Annotated in this window: 24 protein-coding genes; 15 read left to right on the top strand and 9 right to left on the bottom strand. The window is 64.5% G+C overall.

Annotated features, from left to right (window positions below; genetic code table 11):
* Positions 1–177: 177 nt before the first annotated feature.
* The 7 genes from AC0L2H_RS04345 to AC0L2H_RS04315 are packed head-to-tail and all read right to left on the bottom strand — an operon-like array spanning position 178 to position 6,461.
* Positions 178–969 (bottom strand): sugar isomerase domain-containing protein, encoded by a 792-nt coding sequence (locus AC0L2H_RS04345; protein ID WP_473589051.1) that lies wholly within the window; start codon positions 967–969, stop codon positions 178–180.
* Positions 970–989: 20 nt separating this feature from the next.
* Positions 990–1,760, bottom strand: a complete 771-nt coding sequence (locus tag AC0L2H_RS04340) for a GntR family transcriptional regulator (RefSeq protein WP_473589050.1) — start codon at positions 1,758–1,760, stop codon at positions 990–992.
* Positions 1,757–2,632 carry an ROK family protein gene (locus AC0L2H_RS04335; RefSeq protein WP_473589049.1) on the bottom strand — a complete coding sequence of 292 codons (876 nt, stop codon included), beginning with the start codon at positions 2,630–2,632 and terminating at the stop codon, positions 1,757–1,759. The genes AC0L2H_RS04340 and AC0L2H_RS04335 overlap by 4 nt, the downstream gene beginning before the upstream one ends.
* On the bottom strand, positions 2,629–3,369 hold the full coding sequence (locus AC0L2H_RS04330; RefSeq protein WP_473589048.1) for a PIG-L deacetylase family protein: 741 nt from the start codon (positions 3,367–3,369) through the stop codon (positions 2,629–2,631). The genes AC0L2H_RS04335 and AC0L2H_RS04330 overlap by 4 nt, the downstream gene beginning before the upstream one ends.
* Positions 3,366–4,235 carry a carbohydrate ABC transporter permease gene (locus tag AC0L2H_RS04325; protein WP_473589047.1) on the bottom strand — a complete coding sequence of 290 codons (870 nt, stop codon included), beginning with the start codon at positions 4,233–4,235 and terminating at the stop codon, positions 3,366–3,368. The genes AC0L2H_RS04330 and AC0L2H_RS04325 overlap by 4 nt, the downstream gene beginning before the upstream one ends.
* Positions 4,232–5,164, bottom strand: a complete 933-nt coding sequence (locus AC0L2H_RS04320; protein WP_473589046.1) for a carbohydrate ABC transporter permease — start codon at positions 5,162–5,164, stop codon at positions 4,232–4,234. The genes AC0L2H_RS04325 and AC0L2H_RS04320 overlap by 4 nt, the downstream gene beginning before the upstream one ends.
* 25 nt (positions 5,165–5,189) lie before the next feature.
* Positions 5,190–6,461 carry an extracellular solute-binding protein gene (locus AC0L2H_RS04315; protein ID WP_473589045.1) on the bottom strand — a complete coding sequence of 424 codons (1,272 nt, stop codon included), beginning with the start codon at positions 6,459–6,461 and terminating at the stop codon, positions 5,190–5,192.
* A 316-nt stretch (positions 6,462–6,777) separates the two neighbouring features.
* Between AC0L2H_RS04315 and AC0L2H_RS04310 the strand changes: the two genes are divergently transcribed.
* From AC0L2H_RS04310 to AC0L2H_RS04300, 3 genes are read left to right on the top strand one after another with little or no spacing between them, the layout of a single operon-like run.
* The gene (locus tag AC0L2H_RS04310) at positions 6,778–8,070 is read left to right on the top strand and encodes an ABC transporter substrate-binding protein (RefSeq protein WP_473589044.1); all 1,293 of its coding nucleotides are present in this window, start codon (positions 6,778–6,780) and stop codon (positions 8,068–8,070) included.
* 58 nt (positions 8,071–8,128) lie between these two features.
* Positions 8,129–9,019: a carbohydrate ABC transporter permease gene (locus tag AC0L2H_RS04305; RefSeq protein ID WP_473589043.1), complete on the top strand. Its 891-nt coding sequence runs from the start codon at positions 8,129–8,131 to the stop codon at positions 9,017–9,019.
* A complete protein-coding gene (locus AC0L2H_RS04300) occupies positions 9,016–9,882 on the top strand; it encodes a carbohydrate ABC transporter permease (protein ID WP_473589042.1) in 867 nt (288 codons plus the stop codon). Before AC0L2H_RS04305 ends, AC0L2H_RS04300 begins: the two co-directional genes overlap by 4 nt.
* 24 nt (positions 9,883–9,906) lie before the next feature.
* Here the strand turns inward: AC0L2H_RS04300 and AC0L2H_RS04295 are convergent, their stop codons facing one another.
* Positions 9,907–10,431, bottom strand: coding sequence for an MgtC/SapB family protein (locus AC0L2H_RS04295; RefSeq protein ID WP_473589041.1), 525 nt, complete (start codon positions 10,429–10,431; stop codon positions 9,907–9,909).
* A 206-nt stretch (positions 10,432–10,637) separates the two neighbouring features.
* On the opposite strand from AC0L2H_RS04295, the gene AC0L2H_RS04290 reads away from it, so the two are divergent.
* From AC0L2H_RS04290 to AC0L2H_RS04235, 12 genes are all read left to right on the top strand, one after another.
* Entirely contained in the window at positions 10,638–12,071 is a 1,434-nt protein-coding gene (locus tag AC0L2H_RS04290) for an aldehyde dehydrogenase family protein (protein WP_473589040.1), read from the top strand.
* Positions 12,072–12,169: 98 nt separating this feature from the next.
* Positions 12,170–12,478: a type II toxin-antitoxin system TacA family antitoxin gene (locus AC0L2H_RS04285; protein WP_473589039.1), complete on the top strand. Its 309-nt coding sequence runs from the start codon at positions 12,170–12,172 to the stop codon at positions 12,476–12,478.
* A complete protein-coding gene (locus tag AC0L2H_RS04280; RefSeq protein WP_473589038.1) occupies positions 12,475–13,023 on the top strand; it encodes a GNAT family N-acetyltransferase in 549 nt (182 codons plus the stop codon). Before AC0L2H_RS04285 ends, AC0L2H_RS04280 begins: the two co-directional genes overlap by 4 nt.
* 130 nt (positions 13,024–13,153) lie before the next feature.
* Entirely contained in the window at positions 13,154–13,756 is a 603-nt protein-coding gene (locus AC0L2H_RS04275) for an ANTAR domain-containing response regulator (protein WP_473589037.1), read from the top strand.
* Positions 13,753–14,991 carry a CmpA/NrtA family ABC transporter substrate-binding protein gene (locus tag AC0L2H_RS04270; protein ID WP_473589036.1) on the top strand — a complete coding sequence of 413 codons (1,239 nt, stop codon included), beginning with the start codon at positions 13,753–13,755 and terminating at the stop codon, positions 14,989–14,991. Before AC0L2H_RS04275 ends, AC0L2H_RS04270 begins: the two co-directional genes overlap by 4 nt.
* Before the next feature lie 357 nt (positions 14,992–15,348).
* Entirely contained in the window at positions 15,349–15,528 is a 180-nt protein-coding gene (locus tag AC0L2H_RS04265) for a hypothetical protein (protein WP_473589035.1), read from the top strand.
* Between the two features lie 46 nt (positions 15,529–15,574).
* Positions 15,575–16,876, top strand: coding sequence for an MFS transporter (locus AC0L2H_RS04260; protein ID WP_473589034.1), 1,302 nt, complete (start codon positions 15,575–15,577; stop codon positions 16,874–16,876).
* A gap of 20 nt (positions 16,877–16,896) precedes the next feature.
* Positions 16,897–19,347: a nitrite reductase large subunit NirB gene (gene nirB, locus AC0L2H_RS04255; RefSeq protein ID WP_473589033.1), complete on the top strand. Its 2,451-nt coding sequence runs from the start codon at positions 16,897–16,899 to the stop codon at positions 19,345–19,347.
* A gap of 214 nt (positions 19,348–19,561) precedes the next feature.
* Positions 19,562–19,891 (top strand): nitrite reductase small subunit NirD, encoded by a 330-nt coding sequence (nirD, locus tag AC0L2H_RS04250; RefSeq protein WP_473589032.1) that lies wholly within the window; start codon positions 19,562–19,564, stop codon positions 19,889–19,891.
* Between the two features lie 2 nt (positions 19,892–19,893).
* On the top strand, positions 19,894–22,851 hold the full coding sequence (locus AC0L2H_RS04245; RefSeq protein WP_473589031.1) for a nitrate reductase: 2,958 nt from the start codon (positions 19,894–19,896) through the stop codon (positions 22,849–22,851).
* Between the two features lie 220 nt (positions 22,852–23,071).
* The gene (locus tag AC0L2H_RS04240; RefSeq protein ID WP_473589030.1) at positions 23,072–23,557 is read left to right on the top strand and encodes a hypothetical protein; all 486 of its coding nucleotides are present in this window, start codon (positions 23,072–23,074) and stop codon (positions 23,555–23,557) included.
* A gap of 112 nt (positions 23,558–23,669) precedes the next feature.
* Positions 23,670–25,109, top strand: a complete 1,440-nt coding sequence (locus AC0L2H_RS04235) for an aldehyde dehydrogenase family protein (protein WP_473589029.1) — start codon at positions 23,670–23,672, stop codon at positions 25,107–25,109.
* A 116-nt stretch (positions 25,110–25,225) separates the two neighbouring features.
* Here the strand turns inward: AC0L2H_RS04235 and AC0L2H_RS04230 are convergent, their stop codons facing one another.
* A complete protein-coding gene (locus AC0L2H_RS04230) occupies positions 25,226–26,794 on the bottom strand; it encodes a glycosyltransferase (RefSeq protein ID WP_473589028.1) in 1,569 nt (522 codons plus the stop codon).
* Between the last annotated feature and the right edge of the window lie 27 nt (positions 26,795–26,821).

Below are 26,821 nucleotides of genomic sequence, written 5' to 3'. Positions count from 1 at the left end.
CGTCATGCGCGGTACGGTATGCGATGGTCCTCAAGCCCGCCTTATACGATGCAACCGCCGCGCGAGTGGACAACAATTGTTACATTGTTAAACGGCGGTGCCATCCGCCCGCTTCCGACAGACCGGGTTTCAGCGGGCGCGCGTGCTCCGTGCCGCGCCCGCTTCTTGCACGGCTTTCTACTCGCCGCGCATGGTCGCCTGGAAAGCCGGAAGATGTTTCTTCTGCGCTTCCAGCATCCGCTCGCGGTAGACGCCATAGATCACGTCGGTGTCGTGCAGCGTCACCCCGGCGATCGTCGGCGAGGCGAAGACCGGCAGTTCGATGCCGCGCTTCGACAGCGCCTCGGCGGTGCGGGCGATCAGCTCATGCGCCAGGATCATGGCAAGCACCGTCGACGATCCCGAAACCGGCCGGCTCCAGCCTTCGACCGGCACGATCGCATCCTCGATCGGCGAGCAGGTGTCGATGACGAGATCGGCCGCATCGGCAAGCCGCTTGCCGGACGAGTGCGTGGCCGGCTTGTCGAGATTGTTCTTGCTGGTCACCGCGACGACGAAGATGCCGCGCTTCTTGGCATAGAGCGCGGTGTCGATGCCGGATGAGTTGCGGCCGCTATGGCCGAAGATGATGATCGAATCGCCCTTGTTGAGCGGCTGGTGGTCGAGGAACTTCTCGGCATATTTCTCGGTCCGCTCCAGCCACAGAAGCTCGCGCACGCCGCCGGCGCCGAGCACATTGTGCCACATCACGCGCGGGTCGGTCAGCGGGTTGAAGCCGACATAGCTGCCATAGCGCGGAAACACTTCCTGCACCGGCAGCACCGAATGGCCTGAGCCGTAGAGATGGACCAGCCCGCCGCCCTCGAGCGTGTCGGCAAAGCGGCTCGCAGCCTCGCCAAAGGCTTCGGCATTGGCCTTCGATGCCTGTTCGATGAGGGCGGCAAGGCGGGGGATGTAGAGATCGGACACTTGGGTACTCCTGTTATGTGTCAGCTTCGGGTGTTTGGGGAGAGCCGGCCGGCGCGCAGCGTCGAGCGGATCTCGTAGCGGTCGCCACGCATGATGGAGACGGTGAATTCGAAGGGGCCGCGCTCGTCGGTGGTGATGCGCTCGACCACGAAGGCGGGGCTGCCGGCAGGGAGGTCGAGCAGTTCGGCGTCCGCTGCCCCGACGGCGCCGACGCGATAGTTCTCGCGCGCCGCGACCGGCACGATGCCGTAATGGCGCTCCAGCGCCTCGTAGAGCGAGCCCTGCAGCAGGCCGGCATCGAGGAAGCCCGGCACGCGCACCGCCGAAAGCTGCGCCGTCTGGATGCCGATCGGCTCGTTATTGCCGAGTCTCAGCCGCCGAATGCGCACTACCGGGTCGCCTTCCTCGATCTCCAACGCCCCGGCCGCGGCGGCGTTGGCTGATGTCAGGCTGCAATCGAGCAGGCGCGATCCGGCGATCACGCCCATATTGCCCATTTCCTGGGTAAAACTGGTCAGTTCGCGGGTGCCGGCGACAAGCGTGGTCGAGCGCACGAAGGTGCCGCGGCCATGCTCGCGCCGCAGCAGCCCGTGCTCCTCGAGATTACGCAAGGCATGGCGCAGCGTGATGCGGCTGACGCCGAACAGGGCGCAGAGCCGGTCTTCCGCCGGTATCTGGTCGCCCGTCGCCCATTCGCCGCTCTTGACGATGGCGCGGATCGCCTCTTCCACCTGGTACCAGAGCGGCTCGGGCCGACTGCGGTCGGGTTGCTGAAAGCTTGGCTCGCTCATCGTATCTGCCTCCACTGCGGCCCCGCGAGCCCGGCCAGTGCCGCTCCGACGAGGCCGGCGCGGGAGCCGAACGCGCCGGGCCGCAGGACGATATCGCGCATATGCGACGGCAACTGGCGCCGCAGCGCCGCCAGCAGCGGCGGCCCGATCACGTCCACGGCATCCGCGAGACCGCCGGAAATCAGGATCATCTGCGGATCGAGCAGGGCGACGGCGCCGGCCAAGGCGACGCCGAGCCGTCGCGACGGCAGTTCGAGCACCGTGAGCGCCGCCAGCTCGCCGGCCCGTGCGGCCTCGATCAACTGGCCGCCGTCGGAGAGCTCGATCTCGTGGGCCAAGGCATCGAGCGCCCGGCCCGACGCGACGCGCTCCAGCCAGCCGCTGCGCTCGTCGCCTTGATCCTTGATGTCGGCGCAAGCCCAGCCAAACGAGCAGGCGCCGCCATGCGCGCCGGCGACGATGCGGCCATTGGCCAGCACCGCCGAGCCGATGCCGGTGCCGATCGCCAGCAGGATTGCGTCCGACATGCCTTTGGCCGCGCCTTCGACGGCTTCCGCCAGCATGGCGATCTGCGCATCATTGCCGACCGCGACGCGAAGCTCGGGAAGCAAGTTCGCGATGTCGACGCCGTCGAGCCAGGGCAGGTTCGGTATCCAGCGGCAGACCGAGCCTTCGACAAGCCCGGGTACGGCGAGCCCGAGCGCCTCGACCGGGCCGGCCTCGGCCGAGAGCGCGCGGATACGCGCGACAAAGGCGTCGAGACTGTCGGGCGCGGCTTCGCGGCCCAGCATTTCCAGCGCCCGCACATCGCCGGAATGCGCCGCGGCGCGCAGATTGGTGCCGCCGAGATCGATGGCCAGAACGCGCGTCATCGGCCGCGCTTTCGATCGGCCGGCGGCGCGAACAGGCCGCTGCCGGCATTCCACGAATGCGACGCCGCCGCGAAGCCCTGCGCATGGCGCGTGCCGCGCAGGCAGCCGCGCAGCCGGTAGAGCGCGCTGTAGTAGTCGACATAGGGAAAGCTGCTCAGCCCGCGCGCCAGCTCATATTCCTTGACCGCCTCGCTCCAGCTGTCGAACCCGTCGCTGACGTCGATGAGGTGTTCGGGCCGAAAGCCATCGTCATCTTCCCAGTTCTCGCCGAACAGCAGCAGTTGCGGTGTGTGGGCCGGATGTTTACGCGCGATCGTCGGCAGTGCGGCGAAGAAGATGCCGGTCTGCGTCAGCTGGGCGGCGGCGCGATGGTCCTTGTGCCAGCTGCCATGCCAGTGAGTGATGACGATCTCGGGCTTCAATTCGCGGATGACGTCGCAGACCCGCAATGCCGTTTCGTCATCGGCGGGCAGGAAGGCATCGTTCAGTTTGAAGGTTCGCATGCCGACGCCGAGCTGGGCGGCGGCCTTCGCTGCCTCCGCCTCCTTCTGCACGCAATAATGCTCCGGGATGAGGCAGGGGTGACCCTGCTCGCCCATGGTGAGATGCAGGAAGGTGACAGCGGCGCCGCCGCGCACGGCCGCCGCCGCCAGCGGCCCGGCGATCACCTCGGCGTCGAAGGCATGCGCCCCCACCACCAATATCGAACGTGCGGCGTAGACCTTGTCCTCGATCATTTCATGCCTCCCCCGGCGCTGACGCCTTCGCGAATCTGGCGGGCGAGCAGACAATACATGATCAGGATGGGCGCCATGGAGATCGCCAGCGAAGCGAACACCAGGCCCCAATCGGTGCGGAACTGGCCGACGAACACGCTGATCGCCAGCGGCACGGTCTTGTAGCGATCGTCGAAGATGAAGATCAGCGGGAAGAAGAAATCGTTCCACACGGCGATCGCGGTGAAGATGGCGACGATCGACACCGCCGGTTTGACCATCGGCAGGATGATCTGGAACAGGATGCGCGCCTCGCCTGCGCCGTCCATGCGCGCCGCCTCGTCGAGCTCGGAGGGCAGCACGCGCATGAAATTGGCGAAGATGAAAACGGCGAAGGGGATGCGGATCGCCGAATAGACGAGGATCAGGCCGGTCAGCGAATCGAGCAGGCCGAGATTGCGCATCAGGGTGAACAGTTCGACCGAGGCAAGCCGGATCGGCAGCATGATGCCGGACAGGAACAGGCCGAGCATGATGCCGTTCCAGCCGAGCCGGTAGCGGCTGAGCGGATAGGCGGCCATGGCCGAAACGACGATGGTCAGGATCACCGCGCCGCCGGTGACGATCAGGCTGTTGATGAAATTCTGGCCGAGATCGGCGCGCGTCCATGCCTTGACGAAATTGTCGAAGGCGAAGCTTTGCGGCAGGCCGAGCCTGTTGTCATAGATCTCGGCGGTGGTCTTGAAGCAGGAGACGACGAGGATATAGAGCGGCAAAAGCACGGCCGCGGTCCACAAAACCAACACCGTCCAGCCGAGCAGCCGCGCCAGCTTTGGCATTATGGCTTTTGGCGTGATGGCTTTTGGCGTGATGGAGGGCGCAGTCATAGCTGCACCGTGCGGCGGTCGAAGAAGCGCAGCATCAAGAGCGTTCCGATGCTGAGGATCAGGAACAGCATCGTGCCCAGCGCCAGCGCGAGACCGATGTCGGTGATGCCGACCGCGCCCTCGGCGCCGAAGGCGAGCCGGTAGAAATAGGTCACCAGCGTGTCGGTCGAATAGCTCGGATTGCCCTGCACGCCCTGCATCACATAGACGATGTCGAACTGGTTGAAGGTGTTGATGAACGACAGCGTCGTCAGCGTGCCGATGGCCGGCATCAGCAGCGGCAGCGCGACCGAGACCAGCATGCGCGTATTGCTGGCGCCATCGAGCCTTGCCGCCTCGAAGATCTGGCCGGAGATTTGTCTCAGACCCGCCGTATAGATCAGCACCGGCAGGCCCATCCAGTTCCAGGCGTCGACGGCGATCAGCATCGCCAGCGCCGTATGGCTGTTGCCGAGCACGATCAGGCTGCCCTGATGCAGGCCAAGCCCGTTCAGCACCCATTCGACAAAGCCGCCGGGCGCCAGCAGCAGGCGCCACAGCGCGCCGACGATGACGGGGCTGAGCACCGCCGGAAAGAAGAAGACCGACTGGAAGAAGGCCGCACCCCTGTCGCGCAGGAACAGCAGCCAGGCGAACAACAGGCCGAGACCGTTCTGGAACAGCATGATGCCGAAAAACCACGCCGCGTTGTGCCAGAGCGCCCCATAAAGGCGCTCGCCGCTCGGGAAGACGAAGAGGCGCGCAAAGTTCGACAGGCCGGCGAACTCCTGCATGCGCAGCCCCTTCCAGGTGAAGAAGCTGCCCCACAGCGACATCAGCAGGGGATAGAGGACGAACAGCGCATAGACGGCCAGCGCCGGCAGGATGAACAGCACGGCCGTGCGCTGCTGGGTGCGCTGGAGGCTGGTCATGCGGCGAAGGGCGGTCATGCGCTGCTCGATGCCGGTCGTTGTCTTATTGCTTGGGCTTGAACCAGGTGGCGACGGCGGCTTGCATGTCGGCCGCCAGCTTCTCCGGCGTGATATTGCCCTCGACCATGTCGATGATCTCGGACTGCAGCACCGAGGAGGCCGTCGGCGTCTGCCAGCGGAAGCCGACCAGCGTCAGATAGGGCGTCGAATTCTTCGCCATCGCCATCATCTCGGCCAGCACCGGGTCTTTCACAGTGACATCGGTGCGTGCCGGCGGCCAGCCGAGTTCATCGGCGAACAATTGCGCGAATTCGGCCGAAGCCATGAAGTTCAGCACCTTGATCGCGGCTTCCTTGTTGGCGCTTTCGGAGACGAGGCCGTAGGAACCATCCGAGAAGGCCGAGGTGTAGAGCTTGGTCGCGGCATCATCGGCGGGGAACGGGAAGATCGAGAATTTCAGCTTGGGGTTCTGCGCCTTGAAGCTGCCGTTCTCGAACGAGCCGCCGAAGAACATCGCCGCCTTGCCGGAGATGAACTGCTGCGTCGCCGTGGTGTAGTCGACGCCGGCGAAGCCGTCGGAGTAGTACGGCTTCAACTCGGCAAAGCGCTTCAGCGCCGCCACGTAGCGCGGATCCTCGAAGGTCGCCTTGCCGCTCATCATCTCGTCATAGAAACCGGGACCATAGATGGTCGGGCCGACGACGCCGACGCCGATCTCCAGCTCCCAGGCGGAGCCGTTGGCACCGCCGGCGGCGATCGGCGTGATGCCTGCCGCCTTCAATTTCTCGCAGGCGGCGACAAAATCCTTGTAGGTCTTGGGAACCTCGATGCCTTGCGCGGCAAAGATCTCCTGATTGTAGAAGACACCCATCATCGGCACCGAATAGGGCACGCCATAGATCTTGCCGTCGGCGCGGCCGCGTGCACCACCAAGGGCAGCGTCGGGCATGGCCTTCAGTTCGCTCACGCTGTCGTCGAGCGCGTCGAGATAGCCGCCTTCGATGAAGGGCTGCAATTCGCCATAGGCCTTGAGCTGCGCGATATCGGGTCCGCGGCCGCCACGCAGCGCCGTGCTCAGCCGGTTCTGATAGTCGGCATCCGGCGTGAACTGGATGTTGACCTTGACGCCTGGATTCTTGGCCTCGAACGCATCGAAGATGCGGCGCATCGCGGCCTCGTCCTCGGTGCGCCAGCTCCACAGCGTCACGGGGCCGTCGGCTCTGGCCGGGGCGGCGGTGAAGGCACCGGCGCAAGCGGCGGCAAGGCCGCCGATCAGGCCCAACATCATGCGCCGGTGGATTGAAAGCATGCTCATTGCCAGTCTCCCATTTTTGTCTGTCTTGGCGTGTCACGGCGCTTCAGGCCGCAAAGAGAGTCATTCGCTTATTCGCAAAGTCATTATAACGACATGGCTTCGTCCGCAAGAGCCTTGAAAAAGGAGATCAGGAAGAGGATGACGCGGTTGGGCATATCTAAATAACTGGTATTGAACAAATATTTATCGCGGCGCTTTGTCAGGTAGAACTCGCTGCCGGGTGTCCGAAAATTTTTCGTGAAAGATAGTGCTTGCGCCGCTGCTTCAGGTTGTCATAACGTCATTGGCATCGTTATACCCTTTGCGGAGGATCCGGATGTCCCTGACTTGGATTTCGAAACTGGCATTGGCCGCGGGGCTGACCATCATGCCCGTCACCGGCTGGGCGCAATCGGTCACCATCTCCTATCTGACCCATTGGTCGCCGGAGACGGTCGCCTTGCTGGAGGCGGCTGCCAAGGATTTTTCGAAGACCAATCCGGACGTGGCCGTGACCGTCCGCGCCGTTCCCTTCGGCGATCTGCTGACGACGCTGCGCTCCCAGGGCGGCGGCTCGGACGGCCCGACCATCGGCGGCATCTACGATCTCTGGCTGCCCGAACTGGCGCGCGACAAGCTGGTCGCGCCGGCGCCTGAAGCTGTCGCCGGCGAGGTCAAGGGCGCATGGCCGGCGGGCGTCGTCAGTGCCGCCTCGGTCGGTGGCACGCTCTATGGCATTCCCAACGAAATCGACGTCTACGCGCTGAACTACAACAAGGCGCTGTTCAAGCAAGCTGGCATCGCTGCACCTCCCAAGACCTGGGGCGAGTTCAAGGACGCCGCCAAAAAGCTGACCAACAAGGACGCCGGACAACAGGGTTTCGGCATGATCAATTCCTGGGCGGCGGGCGTCGTCCATCCCTTCGCCTCGCTGCTGGTCTCCAATGGCGGCGAGCTGGTCAAGGACGGCAAGCCGGTGCTGGACAGCCCGCAGGCTGGCGAGACCTTCCAGCTCTATGAGGATCTGATCAAGTCCGGCGCCAGTGATCCGGCAATGGCGACCGCGGACGCCAACACCACCGGGCCGTTCCTCGACAATTTCGTTTCCGGCAAGACCGGCATGATCATCATGGCCAATTGGTGGGAAAGCGCGCTGAAGACCGGCATGGGCGACAGGTTCGCGGACATTGCCACAGCACCGATCCCGGTCGGCCCGAGCGGCGACAAACCGCATTCGATCTCCTATTCCTGGATGACCGTCGTCAACGCCAAGGCCGGCGCGGCCGAGCAGAAGGCGGCGTGGGAATTCCTGGCCTGGCTGAACAGCCCGAAGTCGGGCAAGAACGGCGCTTCGGCGATGTCGGACATTCTGATGTCGATGGGCATCCTGCCCTCGCGCGGCTCCGACATCGAAGCGCACGAGGACAAGCTCGGCTCGCAATTCCTGTCCGGCTATGTCAGCGTGCTGGCCGACGCCAAGCCCTTTCCCGTCGTTCCGGGCGGGCAGGAATTCAGCGAATCGCTGCAGCAGACGCTCGAAGCGTTGCAGTACGGGCAGGTCTCGGCCAAGGATGCGCAGGCCAATGCGCAGGCCGACGCCGTCTCGATCCTGGAGCGCGCCGCCAAATAGCCGTGGGTTCGCCAGCCTGCGCTTTTTGCAAAAGCGCCGCGCTTTTGGAACGGAGCAGATGACCAAAACCTATCGTGCCTCGGCGGGCATCATGCTGGCGCCCGCCGTGACATTGATCGGCGTCTTCATCCTGCTGCCGATGCTGCTCACCGTCTGGCTGTCGTTCCAGGACTGGTCGACGCAGACGCCCTTTGCCGAGGCGAGCTTCATCGGTCTCGACAATTTTCGCGAGATTTTCGGGTCGGCCTCGGTCGGACGCGACTTCAAGGGCGCTCTCCTCAACACCGCGCTCTACACCGCGCTCTCGGTCATCCTGATCCTGCCGCTGTCGGTCGCTTTCGGCCTGATGGTCTATCAGCGCGACGTGGCCGGCGGCACGGCGCTGCGCACGGTGCTGTTCTCCACCTATATGGTGCCGATGATCGCCGTGGCGCTGGTCTGGTCGAAGCTCTACTCGCCGAGCGAAGGGCCGCTCAACCAGATGCTTGGTCTCATCGGCATCGGCCCGCAGCCATGGCTGTCCTCGCCGCGCTCGGCGCTGGTCTCGATCGTCTTCCTCAATGTCTGGCAGCAGGTCGGCTATTTCACCGTGCTGGCGGTGGCCGGGCTGACGCAGATCCCGGGCAGCCTCTACGAGGCGGCGATGCTGGACGGCGCCAGCCGGCGCGAGCAGTTCCGCTTCATCACGCTGCCGCTGTTGCGGCGCACGCTTTTGTTCAGCGCCGTCATCGCCATCATCAACGCGGTGCAGGTGTTCGAGCCGGTCGCGCTGATCACGCAAGGCGGGCCGGTCGGCTCGACCAATGTGCTGACCTTCCACATCCGCCGCGTCGGCATCGAGCGCGCACAGGGCGGGCTGGGCTCGGCCATGGCGGTGATGCTGATGCTGTCGCTGGTGGTCGTCGTCTGCGCGCTGTTCGCCCTCGCCAACCGGAAGGACGACGAATGAGCGCGGCAGGATCGCCGAACTGGCTGCCACGCAAGCGCCCGTCTGGACGCCGGGCGCTGCTCGCCATCTTGATGCTGCTGGTCGCCGTGGCGTCCGCCTTCCCGCTGGTATGGATGGTGCTCTCCAGCCTGAAGACGCCGGCCGAGACCATGCAGGTGCCGCCAGTGTGGATACCGCGTGCGCCGAACCTGGAGGCTTACGAGAAGGTGTCCGGCGTCATCAATGTCGGCCGCTCGATGTGGAACTCCTTGCTCATCGCCTCGATCACCACAACCGGCATTCTCGTCACCAGCATGATGGCCGGCTACGCCTTCGCCAAATACAGCTTTCCCGGTCGCTCGCTGCTGTTTTCCGTGCTGATCGCCACCATGTTCCTGCCACCGATCGTGACGCTGATCCCGCTCTACCGCTTGGTCGGCTCGATCGGGCCCAATGCCAGCCTTGCCGGCATCATCGTACCCAACCTCGCCAACGCCTTCGGCATCTTCCTGATGCGCCAGTTCATATCGGGCGTGCCCGACGATCTCATCGACGCCGCGCGCATGGACGGCGCGTCCGAACTGCTGATCCTGTTCAAGATCGTCGCGCCAAGCGTCGCGCCGGCGATCGCGGCACTGGCGCTGTTCGCCTTCGTCTATCACTGGAACAGCTATCTGTGGCCGCTCACCGTGCTGCAGGGCAACGCCGACGACTACCCGATCGTCATCAGCCTCAGCCGGCTGCTCAGCTACAACAGAGGCGCCGTCAACACAGGCCTGGTGATGGCCGGCGCAACACTCGCCGTGCTGCCGCCGCTCATCCTGTTCGTCTTCCTGCAGCGCTTCTTCGTCGACTCCATCGTCGGCTCGGCCATCAAGGGGTGATTGCGGGGGCTCCGCCGAGGCTCGTCAGCCCTTGCGCGGCTTGGCCTCGTCGGACTTAGGCCTTTCCTGTTCATCGCCGATCCCGGTCTTTGCCGCGAAGCTGTAGAGAAGACCCGCCGCGACAAGCACCAGCAGCGTGCCGAGCGCCGCCACCTGCCACAGGCCAAGCCCGCAAGCCACGCCGATCGCGCCGGCCAGCCACATGCCGGCGCCAGTGGTGAGCCCGTGGACCTCGCCTCTCGAAAACATGATGGAGCCGGCAGCCAGGAAGGCGACACCGGCGGTGACCGCTTCGACGACGCGGATGGGGTCGACCTTGACGGAGTCCTGCGCGAACATCGGCGCGTGAACGATTTCGATCGTCAGTATGCCAAAAGTGGCCGCCGCCACGCAGACCAGGATGTGGGTGCGCAGCCCGGCGGGCCGATTGCGCCATTCGCGTTCGAACCCGATCGCGGCGCCGAAGACCGCCGCCAGCAGCAGCCGCGCCGCGATCACCGGAAACGGGACGTAGGTCGGATGGCCGAATTCTTCGAGGAGTTGTTCCATGGATACCCGGGCGTGACCGTCCACAACGTGCTCGGGCGGATCAGGTTCCTGGGAGGTCGCCCGGCCGCCAGCGATTTATCGGGCCGGCGCGCTGGCTCAATCGCGGACACTTGCGTTTCACACTGTTCCTGGCATCGTTATCTCTCGCACGATACGACGACCGATCTCACCATCTGAGAACTTCGGCGGACCGAAGGAGAGAACCCATGTCACACAATCTGCAGTTCTATATCGACGGCGCCTGGGTCGATCCGGTCGTGCCGAACAGTTTCGACGTCATCGATCCGTCCAACGAAGATTCCTTCGCCCAGATATCGCTTGGCACCAAGGCCGATGTCGACAAGGCGGTGGCGGCTGCCAGGCGTGCCTTCAAGACGTTCGGGTTTACGGAAGTCGCCGAGCGGCTTGATCTCCTCAACCGCATCATCGCGGTCTACAAGAAGCGCACTGCCGATCTGGCGCTGGCCGTGTCGCGCGAAATGGGCGCGCCGCGCAAGATGGCGCTGGACAGCCAGGTCGGCGTCGGCCTCGCGCATCTGCAGAAGATGGCGCAAGTGCTGAGGCGTTTCGAGTTCCGCCACGTGAAGGGCAACAACCTCGTCGTCAAGGAGCCGATCGGCGTCGTCGGCCTGATCACGCCGTGGAACTGGCCGCTCAACCAGATCACCTGCAAGGTCGGTCCGGCACTTGCCGCCGGCTGCACCATGGTGCTGAAGCCGAGCGAGATCGCGCCGCTCGACGCTATCGTCTTCGCCGAGATCCTCGACGAGGCCGGCGTGCCGAAAGGCGTCTTCAACCTCGTCAACGGCGACGGCCCGACCGTCGGCCAGGCGCTGGCGAGCCATCCCGATGTCGACATGATGTCGTTCACCGGCTCGACCCGCGCCGGTATACTGGTAGCCAAGGCCGCCGCCGACACGGTCAAGCGCGTGCATCAGGAACTCGGCGGCAAGTCGGCCAACATATTATTCCCCGATGTCGACCTGTCGATCGCCGTCAGCAAGGGCGTCGCCGGCTGCTTCAGCAACAGCGGCCAGTCCTGCAACGCGCCGACGCGCATGTTCGTGCCGCGCGACCGCCACGACGAGGCGGCCGCCCATGCCAAGGCGGCGGCGGAAAAGTTCACCGTCGGTCCGGCCGACGCGCCGGGTTCGAAGCTCGGCCCGGTGGTCAGCCAGATCCAGTTCGACAAAATCCAGGATCTGATCCAGAGCGGCATCGACGAAGGCGCCACTCTGGTGGCCGGCGGCCCCGGCCGCCCCGCCGAACTCAACCGCGGCTACTACATCAGGCCGACCGTGTTCGCCGACGTCACCCCCGACATGCGCATCGCCAGGGAAGAGATTTTCGGCCCGGTGCTGGCGATCCTGCCCTATGACACGGTCGAGCAGGCGATCGAGCAGGCCAACGACACCGTCTATGGCCTGGCCTCCTATATCCAGGCCAAGGACATCCAGAAAGCGCGCGAAGCGGCAGCCCGCATGCGCTCCGGCAACGTCTACATCAACTACCCCCAATGGGACGCCAGCCTGCCCTTCGGCGGCTACAAGCAATCCGGCAACGGGCGTGAGTATGCTGAGTATGGGCTCGAGGACTTTCTGGAGATCAAGGGCATCGCCGGGTACGAGGCGGCGGAGTAGATACCAGCCGGTTAAGGCATGCGGTGACGGGTGGCGAGTCTTCTTGATTTGTACGCCGCAGTGACGTACTTACATATCCCGAGAAACAGGAGGCTGTCATGTCGGCTTTCCATGATGAAGTTCGAGAAATCGAAGAACGCAGCAGCGAGCGGATGAACTTCCGTACGAAGCCTCGTATCAAGAAAGCTATCCAGCAAGCGGCGGCTCTTGCAGGCGTGGACGATTCCGTTTTCGCCATGAATGCTGCGTACAGAGCTGCCATGGAAACGATCCAGGCCAATGAACGCACCACTCTGCAGGCGGTGGATCATGCCGCTTTCTTTGCTGCGATCGACAATCCTCCGCACCCGACAGATCGTATGCGGGCGTCATTCGCCCGGTATAGAGGGACCGTCGTTTCCAAGTGACGCGCCCGGAAGCACCTAACATCATAGAGCCGTTCGATCCTGAAAAGCATGATCGAGCGGCTTTTTCCTGCGGCAATGAGCAGGTTGATAACTTCTTCAAGAAGACGGCCAACAAACTGTCCAAGGCCGATAACATTCGCGTCTTCGTGATGCTCGGTCCTGATGCGGATTTGATCGGCTTTTATGCCATCAATTCGCATGCGATCGACTATGCCGAGCTGCCTGCGAAATACGCGAGAACCAGGCCGGGGCACGGAAATATCCCCGCGGCTTATTTGTCCATGATGGGTGTCGATGTCCGATTTTCCGGCAACGGATATGGCGGCGATCTTCTCCTCGACGCGCTGATACGCATCGCCGGAGCTGCGGAGCAAATCGGAATTGCCGTGGTCATGTTGGACGTCCTGGACTGCGGCGACCCGGTCAAGGTGAGGCGGAGAAAGAAGCTCTATACCGACCACGGCTTCATTGCTCTGCCCTCGAACGAGCTTCGGCTATTCCTGCCGATCAAAACTATTCAAGACATGCTGAAAGCCGCAGTGTAGGGCGCAGGAGATTGAACCGGAGGCTGTGCTCTTTTCGCGTCCGCCTTCACAGACCTCCCATAGGTAGGCATTACGGGCTCACCTCGTCATCCCGCATTGCACAATTCCCCCGCATCGGCAAAATGCATCCATGGTCCGCTCCTCACTCGCCGTTCTGGTGATCGACGAAAACCGCATCCGCGCCTCGATCATCGAGGCGGGGTTGCGCGAGGCCGGGCATGAGCGGGTCACCGTCATCCATGATGTGTCAGGCATTGCGCGGCGCATCGCCGAGATCGAGCCGGATGTCATCGTCATCGATCTCGAAAACCCTAACCGCGACATGCTGGAGAACATGTTCCAGCTGTCGCGCGCGGTGAAGCGGCCGATCGCCATGTTCGTCGACCGCTCCGACCAGGCCTCGATCGAGGCGGCGGTCGATGCCGGCGTGTCGGCCTATGTCGTCGACGGTCTGCGGCAGGAGCGCGTCAAGCCGATCCTCGACATGGCGGTCAGCCGCTTCAACGCCTTCTCGCGCATGGCGCGCGAGCTGGAAGAGGCGCGCAGCGAGCTGGAGAGCCGCAAGATCATCGACCGCGCCAAGGGCATATTGATGAAATCGCGGGGCCTCAGCGAAGAGGCGGCCTACACGCTGCTGCGCAAGACGGCGATGAACCAGAACCGCAAGATCAGCGATATCGCCCAGAGCCTTGTCACGGCGGCCGGGCTGCTCGGACCGGCGGAGGACGAATGAGCAAGACGCACCAGATCACCGCCGGATTCATGCCACTCTTCGACAGCGCCGTGCTGGTGGCGGCCGGCGAGATGGGCTTTGCCGCGCGCGAAGGCATCGAACTCACGCTGCAACGCGAGACGTCCTGGGCCAATATCCGCGACCGCATCGCCATCGGCCATTTCGACCTCGCGCATATGCTGGGGCCGATGCCGCTCGCCTGCAATCTGGGGCTGACGCCGCTCGCCTCCGAGACCATCGTGCCGTTCTCGCTCGGGCTTGGCGGCAATTGCGTCACGGTTTCGAATGCGATCTGGGCCGGCATGGCCGCGCATGGCGCCGTCCCCGACCTCGATCCGGCGCGGACCGGCAAGGCGCTAGGAGCATTGATCCGTGAGCGGGCAAAGGCCGGGCGCGATCCGCTGCGCTTCGCGGTCGTGCATCCGCATTCCGGGCACAATTACGAACTGCGCTACTGGCTCGCCGCCTGCGGCATCGACCCCACCCGGGAGATAGAGATCGTCATCGTGCCGCCACCCTTCATGGCCGACGCGCTGGCCGCCGGCCGCATCGACGGCTATTGCGTCGGCGAACCCTGGAACAGCGCCTCGGTCGCCGCCGGCACCGGCCACATCGTCACCGTCAAGGCGCTGTTGTGGCGCAACAGCCCGGAAAAGGTGGTCGGCGTGCGCAAGGCGTGGGCTGAGCAGAATCCCGACGCACTGGCGGCATTGCTGCGCGCGTTGCATCATTCGGCCCGCTGGTGCCAGGATCCGGCCAACCATGGCGAACTGGCCGCGGTGATGGCGCAGCCCGGCTTTCTCGGCCTGCCGCCGGTGGTGCAGATGCCGATCCTGACCGGACGCCTCGATCTCGGCGGCGGGGCGCAAAAGACCATCGACGACTTCTTCCTGCCCTTCGACAAGGCGGCGAACTTTCCCTGGAAGAGCCATGCGCTCTGGTTCTACACGCAGATGGTGCGCTGGGGCCATATCGCGCACACGCCGGAAAATCTCGCCATCGCCAGGGATTGCTACCGGCCCGACATCTACCGCTCGGCGCTGAAGCCGCTCGGTGTCGCGCTTCCGGGCGCCAATGCTAAGGTCGAGGGCGCGCTGAAAGTGGCGACGCCGGTTGGTTCGGCAGGGGCGAGCCTGGTGCTCGGCCCCGACGGTTTTTTCGACGGCCAGATCTTCGATCCCGACGAGATCGATACCTATATTGCCGGTCAGAAATCGGCCCGCACCGAAACCTGATCATTTCCGCGCCACCCTTGTGCATTGCACAAAAATTGTGCGCGCACATGCGCCAATGAACAAACTTTGGCCTGTCCGGCGTCCGGTCCCGGAGTGTCCCGATCGGCACGTGCCCCTGATTCCATTTATATTTTTGCTCTCACTCGAAACTGGCACGGTTCCTGCTTCGTAATAGGCAGGCTCTTTATGGGTCACGAAACAGGCGTCCAATGGCGGGCGCCACAGGCAAAGCTGCTGCTCAGGTCAATACGCGATCCCGGTCTCCCGGGCGCGAAGACCTGGCCGGCGGCTTTTTTGTTTTGGCCGAACACGCAATCGACGGCGCGGATCCCAGGTCGCGTCCAACCGGAGACGACGATGACGAAACGGATCGGAACTGGAACAACGCTCAGGGATTTCAAGCGCCGCGATTTTCTGGTGAGCAGCGCGCTGACCGCGGCTCTGTTCGCCGCCGCGCTCATGCTGTTTCCCGCCGGCACTAAACCCGGCGGAAAAGGCCTCGAAATGACCGCGCCAAGCCCGGCTTCATCGCGCTGACCGATGCCGTCCCGCTGATCATCGCCAACGAAAAGGCAGTCCAATCATGACCGCAAATCTCCCAGCCGCGTCCAGCCAGGACAATGCTTCCCGGCAGGCGCTTTTGATGTCCACCATCGCCTTCACCGTCTGCTTCGCGGTGTGGACGATCTTTTCAATCATCGGCATCCGCATAAAGCAGGAGCTTGGGCTGAACGAGACGGAATTCGGCCTGCTCGTCGGCACGCCAATTCTCACCGGGTCGCTCGTGCGCATGGTGCTCGGCATCTGGACCGACCGCTATGGCGGACGGCTGGTCTACACCGCGACCATGCTTGCGGCGGCGGTAGCGACCTTCCTGCTCGCCTATGCGCATACCTATGAGCAGATGCTGGTCGCGGCACTTGGCGTCGGGCTCGCCGGCGGCTCCTTCGCCGTCGGCGTCGCCTATGTCTCGCGCTTCTTCCCCGCCGGCAGGCAAGGCACCGCGCTTGGCATTTTCGGCGTCGGCAACGTCGGCGCCGCCGTCACCAAGTTCCTGGCGCCGTTCGTGCTTTTGTCCTGGGGCTGGCAATCGGTCGCGCAGATATGGGCGGCAGCACTTGTCGTCATGGCCGTCATCTTCTGGTTCACCACCGGCGACGATCCGGTCATCCGTGAGCGCCGCGCCGGCAAGGCGGCACCGGCGAGAAGCTTCTGGCAGGAATTCGCGCCGCTCAAGAACCTGCAGGTCTGGCGCTTTGCCTTCTACTACTTCTTCGCCTTCGGTGCGTTCGTGGCGCTGTCGCTGTGGTTGCCGCGCTACCTCATCGGCGTCTACGGCTTCGGGCTCGCCACCGCCGGCATGATCGGCGCTGCCTATTCAATTCCCGCAAGCATCTTCCGCGCCTATGGCGGCGTGCTCTCCGACCGCGTCGGCGCCCGCACCGTGCTCTACTGGACTTTTGCAGTGTCCGCTGTCGCGACTCTCGTTCTGTCTCTCCCCTCGGCAGACTATGTCGTGCGCGGCATCAACGGGCCGATCCCCTTCCATTTCGAGATCGGCCCGTTCGCCTTCATTGCCGTCGCCTGCGTGCTCGGTTTCTTCATGAGCCTCGGCAAGGCCGCCGTCTACAAGCACATTCCGGTCTACTATCCAGGCAGCGTTGGCGCGGTCGGCGGTCTTGTCGGCATGATCGGCGGGCTTGGCGGCTTTGTCCTGCCGATTGCCTTCGGCGCGCTCAATGACCTCACGGGCGTGTGGTCGAGCTGCTTCATGCTGCTCTTTGTCATCGTCGCCGCCTGCTTCGCCTGGATGCATTTCTCCATCCGGCGGATGGAGCGCGCAGCTGCCACCGAGGCTCCAACCCTTTCCTACGCGGCTGAGTGAGACCGGAGCGGATCAGGACCATGACCGAAAAACTCGTCATCATCGGCAACGGCATGGCCCCCGGGCGCATGCTGGAGCATCTCCTGGAAAAGGCGCCCGGCCGCTACCAGGTCACCATCTTCAACGCCGAGCCCAGGGTCAATTACGACCGCATCATGCTGTCGCCGGTGCTGTCGGGCGAAAAGGCCTATGAGGAAATCATCATCCATGGCGATGGTTGGTACATCAAGCATGGGATCACCCTCTACAAAGGCCACAAGATCGTCGCCATCGACCGGACGGCAAAGACCGTCGCCTCCGATCATGGCGTAACCGAGCCCTACGACAAGCTCGTCATCGCCACCGGCTCGGTGCCGTTCATCATCCCGGTGCCCGGCCACAATCTGCCCGGTGTACTGACCTATCGCGATCTCGACGACGTCCGGGCCATGATGCTTGCCGCCCAGTCGCGGGCCAAGGCCGTGGTCATCGGCGGCGGCCTGCTCGGGCTGGAGGCCGCGGCCGGCCTCAACGCGCAAGGCATGGACGTCACCGTTCTGCATGTCATGCCGACGCTGATGGAGCGCCAGCTCGATCCGGCCGCCGGCTATCTCCTGCAGCGCGCGGTGGAAGAGCGCGGCATCAAGGTCCTCACCAAGGCCAACACCCAGGCAATCACCGGCAATGGCAAGGTCGAGCAGGTGGAGCTTGCCGACGGCACGGTCGTTCCGGCGACGCTGGTGATCATGGCGGTCGGCATCAGGCCGAACGCGGCTCTGGCCAAGGAGGCCGGCATAGCCGTCAATCGTGGCATCGTCGTCGATGCCGGCATGCGCAGCAACGATCCCGATATCTTTGCACTCGGTGAATGCGCCGAGGTCAACGGCCAGGTCTATGGGCTGGTGGCGCCGCTCTATGAGATGGCGCGCGTTGCCGCCAGCCAGCTTGCCGGCGACGAAAAAGCGGCCTTCGTCCACATGGACACGCCGACCAAGCTCAAGGTCACCGGCATCGAGCTGTTCTCGCTCGGCGACTTCGCCGAGGGCGAGGACCGCCAGGAGATCGTGCTGCGCGATGCTGCCGCCGGCGTCTACAAGCGCCTGGTGCTGAAGGACGACCGCATCATCGGCACCGTGCTCTACGGCGAGACGGCCGACGGCGCCTGGTTCAACGACCTCAAGAAGAAGCAGACCGATATATCCGAAATGCGCGATACGCTCATCTTCGGCCAGTCCTACCAGGGGGGTGCCCCGCTGGACCCTATGGCGGCCGTTGCAGCCTTGCCGGATGATGCGGAAATCTGCGGCTGCAACGGCGTTTGCAAGGGAAAGATCACCGGAGCGATTTCTTCGAAAGGCCTGACCTCGCTGGACGATGTGCGCGCCCACACCAAGGCGTCCGCCTCCTGCGGCTCCTGCACCGGGCTGGTCGAGAAGCTGATGGTGCTGACCATTGGCGACAAGTACAATCCGGCCGCCGTCCAGCCCATGTGCGGCTGCACCGCGCTCGGCCATGACGAGGTCCGCCGGCTGATCAAGGCCAAGGGCCTGAAGACCATTCCGGCCGTCATGCAGGAGCTGGAATGGACCACCTCCTGCGGCTGCGCCAAATGCCGGCCGGCGCTCAACTACTATCTCGTCTGCGACTGGCCGGACGACTACGCCGACGACTATCAGTCGCGCTTCGTCAACGAGCGCGTCCACGCCAACATCCAGAAGGACGGCACCTATTCCGTGGTGCCGCGTATGTGGGGCGGCGTCACCAATGCCGCCGAACTGCGAGCCATCGCCGATGTCGTCGACAAGTTCGAGATCCCGATGGTCAAGGTCACCGGCGGCCAGCGCATCGACATGCTCGGCATCCGCAAGGAGGACCTGCCGGCGGTATGGGCCGATCTCGGCCAGGCCGGCTTTGTCTCCGGCCATGCCTATGCCAAGGGTCTGCGCACGGTGAAGACCTGCGTCGGCTCCGACTGGTGCCGCTTCGGCACGCAGGATTCGACCGGCCTCGGCATCCGCATCGAGAAATTCATGTGGGGCTCGTGGACCCCGGCCAAGGTCAAGATGGCGGTGTCGGGCTGCCCCCGCAATTGCGCCGAAGCGACCTGCAAGGATGTCGGCGTCATCTGCGTCGACAGTGGCTACGAGATCCACTTCGCCGGCGCCGCCGGCCTCGACATCAAGGGCACCGAAGTGCTCGGCCTGGTCAGGACCGAGGACGAGGCGCTGGAGCACATCGTGGCGTTGACGCAGATGTATCGCGAGCAGGGCCGCTATCTCGAGCGCATCTACAAATGGGCCAAGCGCATCGGCATTCCTGAGATCAAGCGCCAGATCATGGACGATGGCGAAAAGCGCAAGGCCTATTACGAGCGCTTCGTCTTCAGCCAGAAATTCGCCCAGGTCGACCCCTGGTCGGAACGCGTCTCCGGCAAGGACAAGCACGAATTCCGGCCGATGGCTTCGGTTGGGTTTGCGGAAGCGGCGGAGTAGGGCCGATGGAAGCGTTCCTTCGCACCCCCCTCTGGCCTGCCGGCCATCTCCCCCGCAAGGGGGGAGATCGGATGTCATTTCGGCTTTCGCCAATTTCCAACCTTGCAAGATGGGCGCCGTCAGCGAAGCCGCCAATCTCCCCCCTTGCGGGGGAGATGTCCGGCAGGACAGAGGGGGGTGTCCGGGCGCATTCAGATCAAGCAAAGGCCGCCCAATGACCTGGATATCGATCGGCTCCCTCTCCGACATCCCGCGCCGTGGCGCGCGCTGCGTCGACACCCCCCAGGGAAAGATCGCCGTCTTCCGCACGGCGGACGACCAGGTCTATGCCATCGATGACCATTGCCCGCACAAGGGTGGGCCGCTCAGCCAGGGTATCGTGCATGGCGCGGCGGTGACCTGCCCCTTGCACAATTGGGTGATCTCGCTGGAAACCGGCAAGGCGCTCGGCGCCGACGAAGGTCGCGTGCGCACCATCCCGGTGAAGGTCGAGGGCGAGCGGCTGTTCCTGGCGCTCGAAGCGCTGGCCAGCCGCGCGGCCTGAACATGCAGATTGACGAAGCGCGCGAGGTGAGGACCACCTGCCCCTATTGCGGGGTGGGTTGCGGCGTGCTGGCGAAGGTCGCCGCGGACGGGCAGGTGTCCGTCCGCGGCGACCCCGATCATCCCGCGAATTTCGGCCGGCTTTGCTCCAAGGGTTCGGCGCTCGCCGAGACCATCGACCTCGACGGCAGGCTGCTCCATCCCGAGATCCACGGTCGCCGCGTGGGCTGGGACGAGGCGCTCGAGCGCGTTGCCTCGACCTTTTCGCAAACCATCGCCGAGCACGGCCCGGACGCAGTCGCCTTCTACGTCTCCGGCCAGCTGCTGACCGAGGATTATTATGTTGCCAACAAGCTGATGAAAGGCTTCATCGGCTCGGCCAATATAGACACCAATTCGCGCCTGTGCATGGCCTCCTCGGTTGCCGGCCACCGCCGCGCCTTCGGCTCAGACACGGTGCCGGGCACCTATGAGGATCTGGAGCTTGCCGATTTGATCGTGCTGGTCGGCTCCAATCTCGCCTGGTGCCATCCCGTGCTCTACCAGCGCATCGCCGCGGCGCGTGAAAAACGGCCCGAGATGAGGGTGGTGCTGGTCGATCCGCGCCGCACCATGACATCTGACATCGCCGACTTGCATCTGGTGATCGCGCCGGATGGCGACGTCGCGCTGTTCACGGGGCTGCTCGCCTATCTCGGCCAGCACAATGCGCTGGACCGCGCCTATATCACCGCGCATACGACCGGCTTCGGGCAAGCGCTATTCGCCGCCTCGAAGCTCGATCTTGCCGGCATCGCCGCCGCCACCGGCCTGAGCGAGGACGAGCTCGGCCGCTTCTACAGCCTGTTTGCCGAGACCGCCAGGACGGTGACCGTCTACAGCCAGGGCGTCAACCAGTCGTCCTCGGGCACCGACAAGGTCAACGCCATCATCAACTGCCATCTCGCCACCGGCCGCATCGGCAAACCGGGGACAGGGCCGTTTTCGGCGACCGGCCAGCCCAACGCCATGGGCGGCCGCGAGGTCGGCGGCATGGCCAATATGCTGGCCGCCCATATGGAGATCGAAAACCCCGAGCATCGTGACCGCGTACAGCGCTTCTGGAACGCGCCGACGGTTGCCGAAAAGCCCGGCCTGAAAGCGGTCGACATGTTCAGGGCGGTGGCCGACGGACGCATCAAGGCGCTGTGGATCATGGCCACCAACCCCGTCGATTCGATGCCGGACGCCGACGCCGTCGAAGCGGCGATCAAGGCCTGTCCTTTCGTCCTGGTATCGGACGTGTTGGCGAGCACCGATACGGTCCGCCACGCCCATGTCCGGCTGCCCGCCGCCGCCTGGGGCGAGAAGGACGGCACCGTCACCAATTCGGAGCGCCGCATCTCGCGCCAACGGGCGTTCCTGGGTCTGCCCGGCGAGGCACGGCCGGACTGGTGGATTGTCGCCGAGGTAGCCAGGCGGATGGGCTTTGGCGAAGCGTTTTGGCAGACCTCGGCGGTGGAGTTATTTGCCGAGCACGCCGCGCTGTCGGGGTTCGAGAACGACGGCGCGCGCGATTTTGATATCGGAGCGTATGGCGGGATCGATGGAGAAGACTACGACGCGCTGGCTCCATTCCAGTGGCCAGCGCCGGCCTCACCCTCCCCCTTGATGGGAGGGTCGGAGAGCGCGTCGAGCGAAGCGAGACAAGCGAGCCGGGGTGGGGTCGGTGGAGCGTCTCCAACGTCGACACGTCCCAGCCAGGCCGAGCCCACCGCGACCGACCCCCTCTGGCCTGCCGGCCATCTCCCCCTCAAGGGGGGAGATCAGCTATCGCCACCGCTTTCGCCAACCTCGGACGTTGCAGAAATCAGCGGCGCGCAGACGCTGCCAATCTCCCCCCTTGAGGGGGAGATGGCCGGCAGGCCAGAGGGGGGTGCCTGGGCTCGGCGACCAGAGGCCCCCACCCGCTTCTTCGCCAACGGCAACTTCTACACACCCGACCGCAAGGCGCGTTTCATCGCTGTCCGCCCAACGATCGAAACCCTCACCAGCCCGGACTTCCCGCTGGTCCTCAACACCGGCCGCGTCCGCGACCACTGGCACACCATGACGCGCACGGGAAAGAGCCCGCGCCTGTCCCAGCACATCGCCGAGCCCTTCGCCGAAATCCACCCGGCCGATGCTCGGCACTTCGGCATCGGCGACGCCGACATCGTGCGTGTCTCGACCGTTCACGGCGAAGCGCTGCTGCGCGCGCTGGTGACAGCGCGGCAGCGGCCGGGCTCGGTCTTCGTGCCGATGCACTGGACGGATCAGTTCGCCGCCCGCGCCCGCGTCGACGCGCTGGTGGCGCCGGTCACCGATGCGATTTCAGGCCAGCCGGCCTCGAAGAACGTCGCCGCGCGCCTGGAACGCTTCGCTGCCGCTGTCTTCGGTTTCGCGGTGCTCGCCGAACGGCCGGCTTCGATCGACGCCGACTACTGGAGCCTTGCCCGCTGCGCCGCCGGCTGGCGTCTCGAGCTTGCGCTGCAAGCCGGCCGGGACTGGATGATGTTCGCCGCCTCGCTCCTCGGCGACGACGCGCAGGGCGAGACGCTCGCCTATCATGACGCTGCCGGCGGGCACTATCGCTTCGCCCGCTTTGCAGGCAGCCGGCTGGTCGGCGCGCTCTATCTGGCGCCCGGCCCGGTCGCGGTGTCGCGTAGCTGGGTCGCGGAGCAGTTGGGCGCGGATCATGCCGATCGGCGCGGACGGCTGGCGATCGTGGCAGGGCGGCCGGGCGGCAACCACATCGACCGTGGCGCCGTCGTCTGCTCCTGTTTCGGAGTCGGCGCCAACCAGATCGCGGAAGCGGTGCGCGGCGGCTGCGCCAGCGTCGCGGCGATCGGCGCCGCTCTGGGCGCCGGCACCAATTGCGGCTCCTGCCGCGCCGAGATCAGAGCCATTGTCGATGCCCGCCGCCTGCAAGCGGCGGAGTGAGGGCGCGCCTGCCGTTGAATTTCCCGCGGCGGGGAAGGGTTCCGCCATGAAGGCAATTTCCGAAAGCTCTAAAAATCAAAGAGACAGAGCATGATGTCGTCCGAAAACCGCTTCACACTTTTCGGCATCAAGCTCTGGTCACCGCGCTTCCTTGACGCTTACCAGCCATTTACAGACGGTGAGCTACCAACATTCCAGTTCGATTCGCCGGGGACAAGGCATGAGCAAGGCTCTCACCTCATTTGCACTGGTCGCCGTGCTGACGGCTTTGCTGATGGCGCTGAGCCTGGCGGTAGCCAGGCATGGCTATCCCTACGGCGCAATCGGCGCCAAACGCCTGGACGACATTGCCGATGCCGGGATTTTCATCCCGCTTGCCGCGGTGTATTTTTTCAGTGCGCTGCTGATGATGATCCTGCCCATCAGGGCGGCCGGCATCGTTCTGACAAACGCCGCGGACGCCGTCTTCTGGACGGTGATCGCCTTGTTCGCCACCATCGTCGGCTGCCTCGCCGCCAGATGGGCTTTCGGCCAGGCTGGCGTCCTGACGGCGCTGCTGAACTGGCGCTTCCTGTTCGTGGCGGCCGTCGTGGCCTGCCATCTCTTCATGAATGAGCTGCGCCGCAATATCCTGCTGAGAAGCCTGTTCTTTGTCATTTTTGCCGCGGCGACTCTGGCCTGCCTGTTCTGGTCCTTCGCGGTGTGAGATGCGCGGCATATGTCTGCCGAACAGCAGAACTTTACCCGTCCGGCGGTCTTGCCGTGTGGCGGCCGGTGGTCCAGATAGACGGCAACCGAATGGCTAGGAAGACTGCGACATGACCCTGTTTCGAAAGAACCTCATCGATGGCGAGTGGGTGGGCGAGCCCGGCTCCCGCAACATCAATCCATCCAACACCGGCGATGTCGTCGGCGAATATGCTTCCGCCGGCGCCGAGCAGGCCCGTCAAGCCATTGCGGCGGCGAAAGCGGCGTTTGCGGCATGGTCGCGTTCCGGCCCGCTGGTACGCCATGCGGTGTTGAGGAAGGCGTCGGACGAGATCACGGCGCGCAAAGATGAAATCGGCCGGTCCCTGGCGCGCGAGGAAGGCAAGACACTGGCCGAGGGCATCGGCGAGACCGTGCGCGCCGCTCAGATCTTCGATTTCTTCGCCGGCGAGGCGCTGCGCCTGGCGGGCGAGCTGGTGCCGAGCGTGCGGCCGGGTGTCGGCGTCGAGATCACGCGTGAAGCGGTCGGCGTCGTCGGCATTATCACCCCATGGAATTTCCCGATCGCGATTCCCGCCTGGAAGATTGCTCCGGCGCTCGCCCACGGCAACACCATCGTTTTCAAGCCGGCCGATCTGGTCCCGGAGAGCGCTTGGACCATTGTCGATATCCTGCACCGCGCCGGCCTGCCCAAGGGCGTGCTCAACCTCGTCATGGGCAAGGGGTCGGTGGTCGGCCAGGCCATGCTCGACAGCCCGGATATCAATGCCATCACCTTCACCGGCTCGGTCGGCACCGGCAAGCGCGTCGCCGCGGCAAGCGTCGAGCATATGCGCAAGTTCCAGCTTGAAATGGGCGGCAAGAACCCGCTTGTTGTGCTCGACGATGCCGACCTGGCCGTCGCCGTCGACTGCGCGATCAACGGCGCCTTCTTCTCGACCGGCCAGCGCTGCACGGCGTCGTCCCGGCTGATCGTCACCGACGCCATTCACGACCGCTTCGTCGAGGCGCTGAAGGACCGCATGGGCAAGCTGGTCGTCGGCGATGCCCTCGATGCGAAAACCCAGATCGGTCCGGTCGTCGACGACAGCCAGCTGAAACAGGACGAGGATTATATCGCCATCGGCCGCAAGGAAGGCGCCGATCTCGCTTTCGGCGGCGAGCGGCTCGATCGTGAGACGCCCGGCTTCTACCTGCAGCCGGCGCTGTTCACCGGAGCCAGCAACGCGATGCGCATTTCACGCGAGGAGATTTTCGGACCTGTCGCCAGTGTCATCCGCGTCAAGGATTATGATGAGGCGCTCGCCGTGGCCAACGACACGCCTTTCGGGCTGACCTCGGGCATCTGCACGTCGAGCCTCAAGCACGCCACGCATTTCAAGCGCAATTCGGAGGCGGGCATGGTGATGGTCAACCTGCCGACGGCGGGTGTCGACTTCCATGTTCCCTTCGGTGGCCGCAAGGGATCGAGCTACGGTCCGCGCGAACAAGGCCGCTACGCGGCGGAATTCTATACCACCGTGAAAACCGCCTACACATTTGCCGGCTAATCAAATCCGGTAAGTATCACGCACGGATCAGGCAGGCCGGAAGACATTCAAAAAATGCCGGCCTGATCTGGCTCGCCGCACAAGGTGCGCGGCAAGTGTATGTGATCGATCTCCTGTCACCACGGAACATGCAGTATCTCGAGCTTGGGAAGGCCGACCGGCCTGATGCCCAGATCGTTGGCGAGGGCGCCAAAGCCCTCGGTTTCGATTAGGTCGCGATAGGGGATTTCCGGAAACCGCAGGCCGCCGCGGTGCAATGCCGCGTCGACAAGCAGCATGCTTCCGCCGACCCCGTCGAGACCGATGCTTTCCAGATGCCTGACATCGCTGAGATGTAGCCGGCTCATCGAATAGGCAGGCGGCTGGTAGAGGCCGCCGCGTATCTCGCGATAGTAGCGATAGTTCTTCTCGGGTTGGGTGGTGATGAAACTGTTCAGGTCGAAGCTGTCGCCGCCGGCGATCTTGACGCAGTTGGGGACGACGATGCGATGCCCGGCCGCGATCAACCGGTTGACGACGTCGCCCGGGAATCGCCAGACATCGATGTCGATCCACAGCGCCCATGCGTCGTCGGCTTCCAGCCCGCGATCGATCAGATGGTTGCGTATCCTGGCAATGGCGCCCCGTCTTTCGCGCTGCTGCCGCGGTCTTGCCCGCTTGTCGCGGTCAAGGCTTGTGCCAAGGTGTTTTTGCAGCAGGACGACGCCGCGGTAGCTCGCGGCAAGCGGCGCCGTTGCCGCCTTCAGCCTGTCCCAACTGCCATCGGAACTGTCGCCCTCGCAAAAGACCAGCTTGATCCTGTTCTTGGGATAGTCGAGCCTCTGCAAGGCATCGAGAAACGGCTGGATGTGGTCGGCCGCATCGCGAAGCGGCACCAGTATGGCAATGTTCGAGCCCGAAGGGCGCCCCGCTGAAAGCGCCGCCTGGCTTACGCCCGCTTTCGTCGCGGCCTCGTCAAGATGGGCGCCGCGTGTCAGATGGTGCCAGAACCGGTAAGCATGGTTGCGAACCTTGTCCCGCCACCGCGTCGCGGGCCTTGCCGTCCACCATGTGCCCGCCCAGTGATGGATCGACAGCGTCGGCGTGCCGGTTTGCGTCTCCATCCGCTCGGCCGAGTCCTTTGGCGCGAACAAGGCGTTCGGATGAATGGCGAAGGCCGTCTGGTCGCGATAGCCGAGCTGCGCGGAGGTCAGCACGCAAGGGCCGGTCGCGTCGAGCACTTCCTTGGCATGGACCAAGCCCGGCAACAGCGACAAAAGCTGCAGCCAGAAGGGGTGCCGGGGCGGGCTCGCCATCGTGCCGTTGAACAGCAGGTAGGGCAGCCCTCGAAACTTCGCCTGGACGAGTTCGTGCGAAGCCGGCTCGGTGCAGAGCACGATTCGATTCTCGCCCATGATTGGATCGAAAGGCGCGACGCATTCGCAGTCGATATCGGCGTAGACCCCGCCAAAATGATAAAGCAGCAGGTAGCGTGCCGCATCGGCGCGCAGCACCCCGTGCGAATAGCTGCAGAAGGTCGGCAGGAAATCCGGATAGTGCTCGGCGACGAACTCGAGCAGCATCCGGTCGTTCCAGAACATGATCGTCCAGCCGGGATGGTGCCGTTTCCAGCTCTCGACGTAGCCCTGGAAGCGGGCAGGGACGCTGTCGGTCCTCCAGGTCTGGTGCAGGATGGCGGGGATCATCGGCAGCTCATCGATCGGCGATTGGAA

Source organism: Mesorhizobium sp. WSM4871 (genome assembly GCF_055811295.1).
Note: the sequence above shows the minus strand (reverse complement) of the source record. Positions and strands in the feature narration are given on the sequence as shown.